Raw genomic sequence first — 13747 nt, forward strand, 5'->3', positions numbered from 1 at the left:
CGGCGGCCAGTTGAAGGGCACGATGCCGGCGATCACGCCGTAGGGCTCCAGCGTGGTCACGTCGAAAACCAGTCCGTAGTCGCGCGCCTGACTCGGCAGCGCCTCCACCATGCCGCCGAAGTACTCGAAGATCCCGATCGCGGCTTCCACGTCGAATTGGCGCGCCTGAGTGATCGGCTTGCCCATCTCCAGCGACTCGAGTTCGGCGATCTCGTCGGCGTGCGCGCGGATGACGTCGGCGATCTGCCGCAGGTAGCGGCCACGGTCACGGGCCGGGCGTTGCTTCCAGTCCAGGTGCGCGGCGTACGCGGTCCGAACGGCCTGATCCACCTGGGCCGTATCGGCACCTTGCACCAGGGTGACGATCTTTCCGGTGGCGGGATTTTCGACGGCGAACTGGTCGTCGGCGGAAGCTGACGACCAGTGGGTGTCGATGGTGGTGAGGGTCTGCTGCTGATCCATGGCGATCGTCACGGTATGCGCTGCGCTGGGATCAGCACCAACGATATCTCCTGATAAATACCATCACTAGCAGTGATAATTGCCGGTGTGGAGCTTCGTCATCTCGAATACTTTCTCGCGGTCGCGGACAACCGGAGCTTCACCGCGGCGGCCAAACGCCTGCACGTCGTGCAGTCCGGAGTCTCGGCCACGATCAAGGCACTCGAGCGCGAACTGGGCACCGAGTTGTTCGTCCGGGGCCCGGCCGGCGTGGCACTGAGCCCTGCCGGAGAGGCGCTGCGACCGCACGCCCGGACCACGCTGGACGCCGCCCGCGCGGCCAAGGACGCGGTCAGCGCCGCTCGGGGCACCCTGCGCGGCACCGTCACGGTGGGCACGCTGACGTCAATCACCGTCATCGACCTGCCGACGGTGCTGGCCGAACTGCACGCCCGCCATCCGGAAGTCGTCGTTCACCTGCGTGCGGCCAGCGCCGGATCGGCCGGGCTGGCCAGCCAACTCCGGGACGGGGACCTCGACGTCGCCTTCTTGGTTTTCACCGGCCCACCGCCCAGTGACCTGCAGGCACGGCTGGTCGCCTCGGTTCCGCTGCTGCTGGTTGTCCCGGCCCATCACCCGTTGGCCCGGCGCAAGGCTGTTCCGCTGGCCGATCTGGCGGGCATGCCGTTCGTCGACGGACCGCCCGGATACGGCAACCGCACCGTGGTCGACACCGCGTTTGCCGCCGCGGGTGTCGAGCGGACCGTCGCGGTGGAGGTCGCCGACATCGGCACGGCGGCGACCTGTATCCGCAAAGGGCTGGGCATCGGTTTTCTGAGCTGGTCCATCCTGGAGGGCATCGACAGTTCGGGCCTGGTCAGTGTCCGGGTCACCGGGCATGACCTGCAGTGGCGGCTCTACGTCGCGACGTCGGCGACCCGGCCGGTCAGTGCGGCCACCCGTGCGCTGCTCGCGCTGATGGAGGAAGTCGCCGACGAAGCCCCGAAAAGTTGGGCACCCCGGGAACAAGGGCGCACCAACCGCCGTTAACATGATCAACAAGTTGAGCGAACCACACTCAATGCTGGGTTGACAGCCCACCGGCCCGAAGGGCAGGCTTGAGCGGGGTCCACTCAGCATAGTGGCACCAAACAAGCTCTACATCATCAGGAGGAATCACTATGGCTCGTGCGGTCGGTATCGACCTCGGGACCACCAACTCCGTCGTCGCAGTTCTCGAGGGCGGTGACCCTGTCGTCGTCGCCAACTCCGAAGGCTCGCGGACGACCCCGTCCATCGTCGCTTTCGCGCGCAACGGCGAGGTGCTCGTCGGCCAGCCCGCCAAGAACCAGGCGGTCACCAACGTCGACCGCACCATCCGTTCGGTCAAGCGGCATATGGGCACCGACTGGTCCGTCGAGATCGATGACAAGAAGTACACCGCTCAGGAGATCAGCGCTCGGGTGCTGATGAAGCTGAAGCGCGACGCGGAGGCCTACCTCGGTGAGGACATCACCGACGCGGTCATCACCGTTCCGGCGTACTTCAACGACGCCCAGCGTCAGGCGACCAAGGAGGCCGGCCAGATCGCCGGCCTGAACGTGCTGCGCATCGTCAACGAGCCCACCGCCGCGGCTCTGGCCTACGGCCTGGACAAGGGCGAGAAGGAACAGACCATCCTGGTCTTCGACCTCGGTGGCGGTACGTTCGACGTCTCGCTGCTCGAGATCGGCGAGGGTGTGGTCGAGGTCCGCGCCACCAGTGGTGACAACCACCTCGGTGGGGACGACTGGGACGACCGCGTCGTCGAGTGGCTGGTCGACAAGTTCAAGGGCACCAGCGGAATTGACCTGACCAAGGACAAGATGGCGATGCAGCGGCTGCGTGAGGCCGCCGAGAAGGCCAAGATCGAGCTCTCGAGTTCGCAGAGCACCTCGATCAACCTGCCTTACATCACCGTCGACGCGGACAAGAACCCGCTGTTTCTCGACGAGCAGCTCACCCGCGCCGAATTCCAGCGCATCACACAGGATCTGCTGGACCGCACCCGTAAGCCCTTCCAGTCCGTGATCAAGGACGCCGGTATCTCGGTCTCCGAGATCGACCACGTGGTGCTGGTGGGTGGATCCACCCGCATGCCCGCGGTGTCGGAACTGGTCAAGGAGATGACCGGTGGCAAGGAGCCCAACAAGGGCGTCAACCCCGACGAGGTGGTGGCCGTTGGTGCCGCTCTGCAGGCGGGTGTCCTCAAGGGTGAGGTGAAAGACGTTCTGCTGCTTGACGTTACGCCGCTGAGCTTGGGTATCGAGACCAAGGGTGGCGTGATGACCAAGCTCATCGAGCGCAACACCACGATCCCCACCAAGCGGTCGGAGACCTTCACCACGGCCGACGACAATCAGCCGTCGGTGCAGATCCAGGTCTACCAGGGTGAGCGCGAAATCGCTTCGCACAACAAGCTGCTCGGCTCCTTCGAGCTGACCGGCATCCCGCCGGCTCCGCGCGGCGTCCCGCAGATCGAGGTCACCTTCGACATCGACGCCAACGGCATCGTGCACGTCACGGCCAAGGACAAGGGCACCGGCAAGGAGAACACGATCAAAATCCAGGAGGGCTCCGGCCTGTCCAAGGAGGAGATCGACCGGATGATCAAGGATGCCGAGGCGCACGCCGAGGAGGACCGTCAGCGTCGCGAGGAAGCCGATGTCCGCAACCAGGCCGAATCGCTGGTCTACCAGACGGAGAAGTTCGTCAAGGAGCAGCGCGAAGCCGAAGGCGGCTCAAAGGTTCCCGAGGACACGCTGTCCAAGGTCGACGCAGCGATCGCCGAGGCCAAGACGGCCCTGGGCGGCACCGACATCACCGCCATCAAGACGGCGATGGAGAAGCTGGGCCAGGAGTCGCAGGCGCTCGGACAGGCGATCTACGAGGCCACCCAGGCCGCCGGCGAGCAGGCCGGCGCGTCCGGCGGCGCGTCCGGGCCATCGGGCTCCGCTGACGACGTCGTGGACGCGGAGGTGGTCGACGATGACCGGGAGTCCAAGTGACGGAAAGCAACCCACAGGAACAGGTGACGGTCACCGATAAGCGGCGAATCGATCCTGAGACCGGTGAAGTACGGCAGGTCCCTCCCGGCGGTGCGCCGGGAGGGGCGCCGGCCGGCGAGCCGGCGGGGGGCGAAGGCAAGGTCGCCGAGCTCACCGCCGACCTGCAGCGCGTGCAGGCCGACTTCGCCAACTACCGCAAGCGGGCGCTGCGCGACCAGCAGGCCGCTGCGGACCGGGCCAAGGCCGCCGTCGTCAACCAATTACTGGGCGTGCTGGACGATCTCGATCGAGCGCGCAAGCACGGCGACCTGGAGTCCGGGCCGCTGAAGTCGGTGGCCGACAAGCTGGAAAGCGCGCTGACCGGGCTCGGCCTGACAGCATTCGGCCAGGAAGGCGAGGACTTCGATCCGGTGCTGCACGAAGCCGTCCAGCACGAGGGCGACGGGTCCCGTCCGGTGATCGGCACGGTGATGCGGCAGGGCTACAAGCTCGGCGACCAGGTGCTGCGGCACGCTCTGGTCGGCGTCGTTGACACGATCGCCGACGAGGATGGGGCGGCTGCCGCACCCGAATCCGCCCAAACCGGTCCGGCCGACACGGACGATAACGCCGACACCTCCGGTGAATAAGGCAGACAATCAACACATTGGACGAGAGACCAAAAGGAAGTGGTGAGGAGGTGACGCAACATGGCCCAGCGTGAATGGGTCGAAAAGGACTTCTACAAGGAGCTGGGCGTCTCCTCTGACGCCAGTCCCGAAGAGATCAAACGCGCCTACCGCAAGCTGGCGCGCGATCTGCACCCGGACGCCAATCCCGACAACCCCGCCGCGGGCGAACGATTCAAAGCGGTCTCGGAGGCGCACAACGTTTTGTCGGATCCTGCCAAGCGCAAGGAATACGACGAAACCCGAAGGCTGTTCGCCGGCGGCGGGTTTGGCGGACGCCGGTTCGACACCGGTGGATTCGGGGGCTTCAACGTCGGCGGAGATGGCGCTGAGTTCAACCTCAACGATTTGTTCGATGCCGCCGGCCGAAGCGGCGGCACCAACATCGGCGACCTGTTCGGCGGCTTGTTCGGGCGCGGTTCGGGTGCCCGTCCCAGCCGGCCGCGCCGCGGCAACGACCTCGAGACCGAAACCCAGCTGGATTTCATCGAGGCGGCCAAGGGTGTGGCGATGCCGCTGCGGCTGACCAGTCCGGCACCGTGCACCAATTGCCATGGCAGTGGGGCGCGGCCGGGCACCAGCCCGAAGGTGTGCCCCACCTGTAACGGCTCCGGCGTGATCAACCGCAACCAGGGCGCGTTCGGTTTCTCCGAACCGTGCACCGATTGCCGGGGCAGCGGCTCGATCATCGAGCACCCCTGCGACGAGTGCAAAGGCACCGGTGTCACTACCCGCACCCGCACCATCAACGTGCGGATCCCGCCCGGCGTCGAGGACGGACAGCGCATCCGGCTGCCCGGCCAGGGCGAGGCGGGGCTGCGCGGCGCGCCGTCGGGTGACCTGTATGTGACGGTACATGTGCGCCCGGACAAGGTGTTTGGCCGCGACGGCGACGATCTCACCGTGACCGTTCCGGTCAGCTTCACCGAGTTGGCTCTGGGCTCAACCATTTCGGTGCCCACCCTGGACGGCAAGGTCGGGGTCCGGGTGCCCAAGGGCACCGCCGACGGCCGCATCCTGCGGGTGCGCGGCCGGGGCGTTCCCAAACGCAGCGGCGGCAACGGTGACTTGCTGGTGACGGTGAAGGTCGCCGTGCCACCCAATGTGGAGGGTTCTGCCCAGGAGGCGCTGGAAGCCTACGCTGCGGCCGAGCGTTCCAGCGGCTTCGACCCCCGGGCGGGATGGGCGGGTAACCGCTGATGGCCAAGAACCAAAAAGGGCGTGAGGCAAGGACTTTCCTGATTTCGGTGGCCGCTGAGCTGGCCGGCATGCACGCCCAGACGCTACGCACCTACGACCGGCTCGGCCTGGTCAGTCCGAGCCGGTCTTCCGGTGGGGGCCGCCGGTATTCGGAGCGCGACGTCGACCTGCTGCGTGAGGTGCAACGACTCTCTCAGGACGAGGGGGTCAACCTCGCCGGCATCAAGCGCATCATCGAGCTGACCAATCAGGTCGAGGCGCTGCAGTCCCGGGTCAAGGAGTTGACCGAAGAGCTGACGCAGACGCGTGCCAGCCAGCGTCGCGATGTGGCGGTAGTGCCCAAGAGCACCGCGGTGGTGGTGTGGCAGCCGCGTCGGGGACGTTGATTCTCGCCCGATTCACTTGTGCCCCAAGAGTTTCTGCCTCCGGCGGGATACAAAGTTCACGAAAAGCGCTAGCCCATGTGGTAGCGCTTTTCGCATTCACCTAGTGCTCGCCAGGGGGCGACTGCAGTGACCCAAGTAGTCACTGTGACCGCACTCGGATCGAAAACTGCGTCGCCGCCGGCTCACCCGGCGAAGCGCAGCGATAGCCGCCCCGCCGCAACGCGTCGGTGGGCGCGGTCATCGGCTCGAAGCACACGATCGCCGTTGCGGGGTCTTCGGCCGGTGGCGCAAAGATCTGTGCGGCGGGGTAGCCCCGCTCGAAATGCACCTCGATGCGGCGTCCGCCGCCGCTCACCGCGAACACCGCGCCATCGGCCACCTGATCGTAGGCATCATCGAAAGTGTTATCCCGCAGCGCCTCTCGGCGGGCCGGTTGTGGTTCGGCATCTCCGGTCGGCAGCCCCCTGTCATCGAGGCGCAGATGCCGCAACGGCGGCGTCTCGATGATCCAGTCGGCCCGGGGCGTGTCAGGCAGCTGCAGGTAGGGATGAAACCCGAAGCACAGCGGCACCGCCTGATCGCCGGTCGCGGTGACCGTGGTCCGAACCGTCAGCGTCCGCGCGGCCAGACGCACCGCCACCGTGAGGACATGCGGATACGGGAAGCTGGCCAGCAATCGGGGATCGGCACCGAAATCCAGCTGCGCGGTCAGTTCGTCAGCGGCTTCACCGGTCACCTGCCAGCCGGGATAGGCGGCCAGGACGCCGTGGATGGGTAGTCCGTTGGGGTCGGCGCGCACTCCGTTTTCTCCGGGTGTCAGGGTCACCGTCAGGTCCTGAGCGGTATAAGTGTTCTCGCCCAACCGATTTGCCCACGGATACAGGATCGGGATGCCCATCGTCTTGCCGTCCGAAAGGTAGGCATCCAGGCCGCGGCGCTGGCCCAGCAGCTCGACATCGGCGTCGCGCAGCGACGTGCCGATCATTCCCGCCTCGGGGACGAACTGCGCAACCACCGGCGACGAGGGGTCGCGCAAGGTGACGACGTGCATGGCTACCTCCATAGCGGGTCATGCTGAATACGTTCGGGCGGAGCACCTTTGGCGATCAAGGCGGCCTTGGTGGCGCTGACCATCGCCGGTCCGCCGCAAATCAGGATCTGGCGGTCGCCCCAGCCGCCGTACTTGGTCACCACCTCGGGCAGCCGCCCGATCTGATGCACATGCAGGCCTCGCGGTGGAGTGACGTCGGGGTAGTCGGCGGCCCAGGACGGGTCGCTGTTGTACTCCGAGACCGGCGAAACCGACAGCCACGGATTGTGCGAGGCGACCTGCCACAAGGTCGGCAGATCGTAGAGTTCGCAACGGTATCGGGCGCCGAAGAACAGGTGTATCCGCGGGTTCACCGCGTACCGGGACAAGTCCATGATCAGCGCCCGAAGCGGCGCCAGCCCGGTACTGCCGGCAACCATCAGCACGTCGCCGCCCTCGCGGTCGACCTGCAGTCCGCCATGCGGGCTGGACAGCCGCCACCGGTCGCCGGTGCGGGTCTCGTTGACGATGGCGGTGCTGACCAAGCCGCCGGGGACCAGGCGGACGTGGAACTCGATCCCGCCGCCCGGGTCGGCCGGAATGGCGGGACTCAAGTATCGCCAGCGGTGCGGGCATTGCGGCACGTGGACGTTGACGTACTGGCCGGGGTGGTAGGGCATCGGGTGATCGAGCTGCAGGCGGATCACGGCCAGATCCCGGGACACCCGCGAGTGCTCGATGACGGTGCCGTCCCACCAGGCCGGCCCCTCTTCGGCGTCCGCGGCGCCGCTCATCACGCCGGTGATCAGGTTCAGCGACTGTCTGGCCGCGTCGTCGACGGCGCCGGTCCAGACCGCACCCAGGTGCGAGCGCAGCGTCACCAGCAACGCGCGCCGCAGCGTGTCGTAATGCTGGGGCAGCACACCGTATTTGCGGTGATCGCGGCCGAGTTGGGCCAGAAACGCCACCGGCTCCTGCGCGCGGCGGGCGACCAGTTCGCCGTACACCCAGTGCAGGGCGTGGGCGAAAGCGCGCCGCTGGGCGGCCATTTCGGGAGGGAACAGATCGCGCACGGAGCTGTCCAGGGCGAACCAATGCGTGTAGAAGCGGTGCACCAGATCACCGGAGTCGCCGTGGGGGCCCGGGGCGTCGGGTGCGAAGGCGTCGCGCAGCACCCGCAATGCTTCGGCGTCCTCCAGGCTCACGGGGCCCGATTCTAGGCTGGGCCGCCGTAACTCAGCCTTGTCGGACGGTGTTGGCCGTGCCGATATTGGCGATCTTGGGCGAACCCCAGTGGTAGAGAACGACGTTGCCGGTGCCGGAGGCGCTGACGGCATCGGTGCTGTCGACGGCGACGCGATTGTCGCTGCCGGAGACGCTGACGCTGGTGCAGTGCCCGGTCAGGGTGATGGTGTTCTTCTTGCCGCTCACCGACAGATAGCCGGCGTGGCACGGAATTGTCTTGGTGGTACCGGTGCCGCTGACCTGCAGTGTCCCGGCTTGCGGCACCGTCGGCGAGGCGCTGTCGTCGGCGAAGGCGGTGCGGAATCCGGTGGCCGCCAGCCCGGCCAGGGCCAGCCAGCCGACCACGATCACCAGCCAGCACGCCATCCCGACGCGCAGCCGCGGGCGCAACCTGCCGACCCAGTTGCCCGTCAGGTCGCGGTCGAGGTCGTAGGCGAACGACGTCACGCAGCGCGCTCGCGCGGGATCGCGTTCGTCGGCCAGGATCACACCGTCGACGTACTCACGCCCCCGCACCACCAGGCTTCCCGGGCGGCCATCGAGCGCGTAGTAGACCTTGGTCGTGGTGTCCGCGCCGCTCCAGCGGCAGCGGGCGACGGTCCATCCGTGCGCCACCGGAAGGTAGACGTTGTACCATGTCTTTACGGTGGAATGCGTTGTGTGCGGGACTGTTTCGGTTCCGTTGACGGTAGCCGCACGTCCCCACCGCAGCAGCGCTATCCGGGTGCGAGCCTCGCGCAGTTGCACAACGTAGATCCCCGCCAGCGTGAGCACCGCGACCGCGGCGAAGGCTTTCGGCAGCTGCACCCACAGCGCGACGGGTGCGGCTCCGACCGCCAGCAGGGTCCACACGTACCACCAACGGAACGGAAGAAGTTCGGCCAGCCAAAAGGAAAGGGGAACACGGCGCGGCGGTCTGGCCAGCTCCGCGCCGGCCTGCTCGGGGTGCTGCGTCGTCTGCGTCATCGATACCGGGGTACCCCCTACGCCGTATCGCCCTAAACTCGGTAGAGTTGAGCGGAACAGACTCAACCTTGACGGCGTTGAACAACCGGACAAGCATTTTTCTGACCCTTCTGGACTGAACGGAGGTCGTCGTGGACTCTTTCAACCCGACCACCAAGACCCAAGCGGCGCTGACCTCGGCGCTGCAGGCGGCCTCGGCCGCCGGTAACCCCGAGATACGGCCCGCGCACCTGCTGATGGCCCTGCTCACCCAGGCGGACGGCATCGCCGCGCCGCTGCTGGAGGCCGTCGGCGTCGACCCGGCCGCCATCCGCGCCGAAACCGAGCGGGTGCTGCAGCGGCTGCCGCAGGCCAGTGGCGCCAGCTCGCAACCGCAGTTGTCGCGCGAGTCGCTGGCCGCCGTCACGACGGCCCAGCAGCTGGCCACCGAGATGAACGACGAGTACGTCTCCACCGAACACCTGCTGGTCGGCCTGGCCACCGGTGATTCCGACGTCGCCAAGCTGCTGTCCGGTCACGGCGCCTCGCCCCAGGCGTTGCGCGACGGCTTCGTCAAGGTGCGCGGCAGCGGGAGGGTCACCAGCCCGGAACCGGAGGCCACCTATCAGGCGCTGGAAAAGTACTCGACCGACCTGACCGCACGCGCCCGCGAAGGCAAGCTCGACCCGGTCATCGGGCGCGACAACGAGATTCGCCGCGTCGTACAGGTGCTGTCGCGGCGCACCAAGAACAACCCGGTGCTGATCGGCGAGCCCGGCGTCGGCAAGACCGCGATCGTGGAGGGCCTGGCCCAGCGCATCGTCGCCGGCGACGTCCCGGAGAGCCTGCGCGACAAGACCGTCATCAGCCTGGACCTGGGCTCAATGGTGGCCGGCGCCAAGTACCGCGGTGAATTCGAGGAACGCCTCAAGGCCGTCCTCGACGACATCAAGAACTCGGCCGGGCAGATCATCACCTTCATCGACGAGCTGCACACCATCGTCGGCGCCGGCGCTACCGGCGAGGGCGCAATGGACGCCGGCAACATGATCAAGCCGATGCTGGCCCGCGGCGAGCTGCGCCTGGTCGGAGCCACCACGCTCGACGAATACCGCAAGTACATCGAGAAGGACGCCGCGCTGGAGCGCCGTTTCCAGCAGGTGTTGGTGGGCGAGCCGTCGGTGGAGGACACCGTCGGCATCTTGCGCGGGCTGAAGGACCGCTACGAGGTGCACCACGGGGTGCGCATCACCGACTCCGCGCTGGTGGCCGCCGCCACGCTGTCTGACCGCTACATCACCGCGCGCTTCCTGCCGGACAAGGCGATCGACCTGGTCGACGAGGCCGCCAGCCGGCTGAAGATGGAAATCGACTCCCGGCCCGTCGAGATCGACGAGGTCGAACGGCTGGTGCGCCGGCTCGAGATCGAAGAGATGGCGCTGGCCAAGGAAGAGGACGAGGCGTCCAAGGAGCGGCTGGAAAAGCTGCGCTCGGAGTTGGCCGACCAGAAGGAGAAGCTGTCCGAGCTGACCACCCGCTGGCAGAACGAGAAGAACGCCATCGACGTCGTCCGCGAGCTCAAGGAACAGCTGGACACGTTGCGCGGGGAGTCCGAGCGCGCCGAGCGCGACGGCGATCTGGCCAAGGCGGCCGAGCTGCGCTACGGGCGCATCCCGGAGGTGGAGAAGAAGCTCGACGCCGCGCTGCCCCAGGCCGAGGCCCGCGAGAACGTGATGCTCAAGGAGGAGGTCGGTCCTGACGACATCGCCGAGGTGGTGTCGGCCTGGACCGGGATCCCGGCCGGCCGGATGCTCGAGGGCGAGACGGCCAAGCTGCTGCGCATGGAAGACGAGCTGGGCCAGCGCGTCATCGGGCAGAAGAAGGCGGTCACCGCGGTCTCGGACGCCGTGCGGCGGTCCCGGGCCGGCGTCGCCGACCCGAACCGGCCCACCGGCTCGTTCATGTTCCTCGGGCCGACCGGCGTCGGAAAGACCGAGCTGGCCAAGGCGCTGGCGGAGTTCCTGTTCGACGACGAACGCGCGATGGTCCGCATCGACATGAGCGAATACGGCGAGAAGCACTCGGTGGCCCGGCTGGTCGGCGCGCCGCCCGGATACATCGGCTACGACCAGGGCGGCCAGCTCACCGAGGCGGTGCGGCGACGCCCGTACACGGTGATCCTGTTCGACGAGATCGAAAAGGCGCACCCGGACGTGTTCGACGTGCTGCTGCAGGTGCTCGACGAAGGCCGGCTGACCGACGGCCAGGGCCGCACCGTCGACTTCCGCAACACCATCCTGATCCTGACGTCGAACCTGGGATCGGGCGGCAGCGAGGAGCAGGTGATGGCGGCGGTGCGCTCGGCGTTCAAGCCGGAGTTCATCAACCGGCTTGACGACGTGATCATCTTCCACGGCCTGGAGCCCGGTGAGCTGGTGCAGATCGTCGACATCCAGTTGGCCCAACTGCAGAAGCGGCTGGCTCAGCGCCGCCTGACGCTGGAGGTGTCGCTGCCGGCCAAGCAGTGGCTGGCGCACCGCGGGTTCGACCCGGTCTACGGTGCGCGGCCGTTGCGACGGCTGGTGCAGCAGGCCATCGGTGACCAGCTGGCCAAGATGTTGTTGGCCGGCGAAGTGCACGACGGCGACACCGTTCCGGTGAACGTCAGCCCCGACGGCGACTCGCTGATCCTGGGCTGAGTGGCGATCGCGAGCGCGGCGGAGCCGGGCGAAGCGGGTCGCGACCATCAGGACAGCCGGAGGGGGACCACCGGCGCTCGGACGACACGCAGCTATTGCCAGCTGTGATTGGGTTGTGACCTGGTCACCTTCTGTGTTCCGGCCCAATAGCAGATACCCTGTTTTGGATGGTCCCCCTCTGGTTCACGCTCTCCGCGCTGTGTTTTGTCGGTGCGGGGGTGCTGCTGTACGTCGATATCGATCGGCGGCGCGGGCGCAGCAGGCGCCGCAAGTCGTGGGCGCGATCGCATGGTTTCGACTACGAGCGTGAATCGGCCGACATCCTCAAGCGCTGGAAGCGCGGGGTGATGTCGACGGTGGGCGATGTGGCCGCCCAGAACGTGGTGCTGGGTCAGATCCGCGGCGAGGCCGTCTACATCTTCGACCTCGAAGAGGTCGCCACGGTGATCGCGCTGCACCGCAAGGTGGGCACCAATGTGGTGGTGGATTTGCGCCTCAAGGGACTCAAAGAGCCACGGGAGAGCGACATTTGGCTGTTGGGCGCGATCGGGCCGCGGATGGTGTACTCCACCAATCTGGATGCCGCCCGCCGGGCCTGCGACCGCCGCATGGTCACCTTCGCGCATACCGCACCGGACAGCGCCGAAATCATGTGGAACGAGCAGAACTGGACGCTGGTCGCCCTGCCGATCACCAGTGCCCGCGCGGAGTGGGATGAGGGGCTGCGCACCGTACGCCAGTTCAACGACTTGTTGCGGGTGCTGCCGCCGCTGCCGGAGGAGACCCCGCAGGAGACCGGGGCGCCGTCGGGGCCGCGCAACACCTCACCCAGCCGGCCGTTGGCGCCCGCGGGGCGTGCTGAGCTGCCGCCCCGGCGCGCGCAGCAGGATGTGGCGGGGCTGCTCGGCCCAGACCTTCGGCCCGGCCGCCGCGCCGCTGAGCCGCTGCGCCGCGAGCAGCCTCGATCCGATGGGCCTTCGGAAACCATCCGCCGCCCACCGAACACTGGGCGCAACGGCCACCAGGCCACCAACTACCAGCGCTGACGACGGGCCCCGGATAGCCCGGCGGCCGGCCAAGCCGCCGTCATTAGGATGTCGCTCATGCCTCGCCCCGTCGCCCTGATCACCGGGCCTACGTCCGGAATCGGCGCCGGGTTCGCGCGCCGCTATGCCGGCGACGGCTACGACGTGGTGCTGGTCGCCCGCGACGTCGAGCGCTTGACCAGGCTGTCGGACGAGTTGCGCGAACATTCCGGCAGCGTCGAGATCCTGCCCGCCGACCTGGCCGATGTCGCGGACCGTCAACGGGTCTGCGACCGGCTTAACGCCGGGGGAGTGCGCGTCCTGGTGAACAATGCCGGCTTCGCCACCTCCGGCGACTTCTGGTCCGCCGACCCCGCGCTGCTGCAGTCCCAGCTCGACGTCAACGTCACCGCGGTCATGCACCTGACCCGCGCGGCCCTGCCGGCCATGCTGGAGGCCGGCGCCGGCACCGTCATCAACATCGCCAGCGTGGCAGGGTTGGTGCCGGGACGCGGGTCGACCTACTCGGCGTCCAAGGCGTGGGTGATCTCGTTCAGCGAGGGCCTGTCCGTCGGCCTGCAGGGCACCGGCGTTTCAGTGCACGCAGTGTGCCCTGGCTACGTGCACACCGAATTTCACGAGCGCGCCGGGATCGACATGGCCAAATCGCCGTCGTTCATGTGGCTGGAGGTCGACGACGTGGTCAACCAAAGCCTGGCCGATATCGGCCGCGGCAAGGTGATCAGCATTCCGGGCCTGCAGTACAAGGCGATCATCGCCGCCGAGCGCCTCATACCGAGGACCCTGATGCGGGCGGTCACCAAACGAATCGGGAGTGGGCGTGGCCGGACCTGACCTCCAAGAGTTGGCGGAGCTGGTGCGACGCCTGTCGGTGGTGCACGGGCGGGTGACGCTATCCTCCGGCAAGGAGGCCGACTACTACGTCGACCTGCGCCGGGCCACCCTGCACCACCGCGCCTCGGCCTTGATCGGCTCGCTGATGCGCGAACTGACCAGCGACTGGGACTACGCCGTGGTCGGCGGTTTGACCCTGGGCGCCG

Annotated in this window: 12 protein-coding genes and 1 pseudogene; 9 read left to right on the plus strand and 4 right to left on the minus strand. The window is 67.5% G+C overall.

From position 1 onward, the window contains the following. Positions 1 to 462: aldehyde dehydrogenase family protein (locus A5625_RS10965; RefSeq protein WP_156748130.1), on the minus strand; the 462-nt coding region annotated here is incomplete at its 3' end. An 87-nt stretch (positions 463 to 549) separates the two neighbouring features. On the opposite strand from A5625_RS10965, the gene A5625_RS10970 reads away from it, so the two are divergent. The 5 genes from A5625_RS10970 (at position 550) to A5625_RS10990 (ending at position 5742) form a co-directional block, all read left to right on the plus strand. Continuing rightward, positions 550 to 1491, plus strand: a complete 942-nt coding sequence (locus A5625_RS10970; protein WP_066992869.1) for a LysR family transcriptional regulator — start codon at positions 550 to 552, stop codon at positions 1489 to 1491. A 131-nt stretch (positions 1492 to 1622) separates the two neighbouring features. Continuing rightward, positions 1623 to 3488: a molecular chaperone DnaK gene (gene dnaK, locus A5625_RS10975; protein WP_066992872.1), complete on the plus strand. Its 1866-nt coding sequence runs from the start codon at positions 1623 to 1625 to the stop codon at positions 3486 to 3488. Then, positions 3485 to 4117, plus strand: a complete 633-nt coding sequence (gene grpE / locus A5625_RS10980; RefSeq protein WP_066992876.1) for a nucleotide exchange factor GrpE — start codon at positions 3485 to 3487, stop codon at positions 4115 to 4117. The genes dnaK and grpE overlap by 4 nt, the downstream gene beginning before the upstream one ends. Positions 4118 to 4177: 60 nt before the next feature. Then, entirely contained in the window at positions 4178 to 5356 is a 1179-nt protein-coding gene (gene dnaJ / locus A5625_RS10985) for a molecular chaperone DnaJ (protein ID WP_066992879.1), read from the plus strand. Continuing rightward, positions 5356 to 5742: a heat shock protein transcriptional repressor HspR gene (locus tag A5625_RS10990; protein WP_066992883.1), complete on the plus strand. Its 387-nt coding sequence runs from the start codon at positions 5356 to 5358 to the stop codon at positions 5740 to 5742. Before dnaJ ends, A5625_RS10990 begins: the two co-directional genes overlap by 1 nt. A 139-nt stretch (positions 5743 to 5881) precedes the next feature. On the opposite strand, the gene A5625_RS10995 is transcribed toward A5625_RS10990, so the two are convergent. The 3 genes from A5625_RS10995 to A5625_RS30740 are packed head-to-tail and all read right to left on the minus strand — an operon-like array spanning position 5882 to position 8383. Further along, complete coding sequence (locus A5625_RS10995) at positions 5882 to 6793, minus strand: aldose 1-epimerase (protein WP_066992886.1); 912 nt, start codon at positions 6791 to 6793, stop codon at positions 5882 to 5884. A 2-nt stretch (positions 6794 to 6795) separates the two neighbouring features. Beyond that, on the minus strand, positions 6796 to 7977 hold the full coding sequence (locus A5625_RS11000) for an FAD-binding oxidoreductase (RefSeq protein WP_066992888.1): 1182 nt from the start codon (positions 7975 to 7977) through the stop codon (positions 6796 to 6798). A 31-nt stretch (positions 7978 to 8008) separates the two neighbouring features. Next, positions 8009 to 8383 (minus strand): DUF3060 domain-containing protein, encoded by a 375-nt coding sequence (locus A5625_RS30740; protein ID WP_082984363.1) that lies wholly within the window; start codon positions 8381 to 8383, stop codon positions 8009 to 8011. A 731-nt stretch (positions 8384 to 9114) separates the two neighbouring features. On the opposite strand from A5625_RS30740, the gene clpB reads away from it, so the two are divergent. The 4 genes and pseudogenes from clpB to A5625_RS11025 all read left to right on the plus strand — a co-directional run. Beyond that, on the plus strand, positions 9115 to 11661 hold the full coding sequence (gene clpB, locus A5625_RS11010; protein WP_066992891.1) for an ATP-dependent chaperone ClpB: 2547 nt from the start codon (positions 9115 to 9117) through the stop codon (positions 11659 to 11661). 167 nt (positions 11662 to 11828) lie between these two features. Further along, positions 11829 to 12707 carry a trehalose monomycolate transport factor TtfA gene (gene ttfA / locus A5625_RS11015; RefSeq protein ID WP_066992894.1) on the plus strand — a complete coding sequence of 293 codons (879 nt, stop codon included), beginning with the start codon at positions 11829 to 11831 and terminating at the stop codon, positions 12705 to 12707. 57 nt (positions 12708 to 12764) lie between these two features. Next, on the plus strand, positions 12765 to 13541 hold the full coding sequence (locus A5625_RS11020) for an SDR family oxidoreductase (protein ID WP_066992897.1): 777 nt from the start codon (positions 12765 to 12767) through the stop codon (positions 13539 to 13541). Further along, positions 13528 to 13747: pseudogene (locus A5625_RS11025) on the plus strand (orotate phosphoribosyltransferase); the annotation flags it as partial. The gene A5625_RS11020 and the pseudogene A5625_RS11025, both read left to right, overlap by 14 nt.

Source organism: Mycobacterium sp. 1465703.0 (assembly GCF_001672975.1).
Classification (GTDB): Bacteria; Actinomycetota; Actinomycetes; order Mycobacteriales; family Mycobacteriaceae; genus Mycobacterium.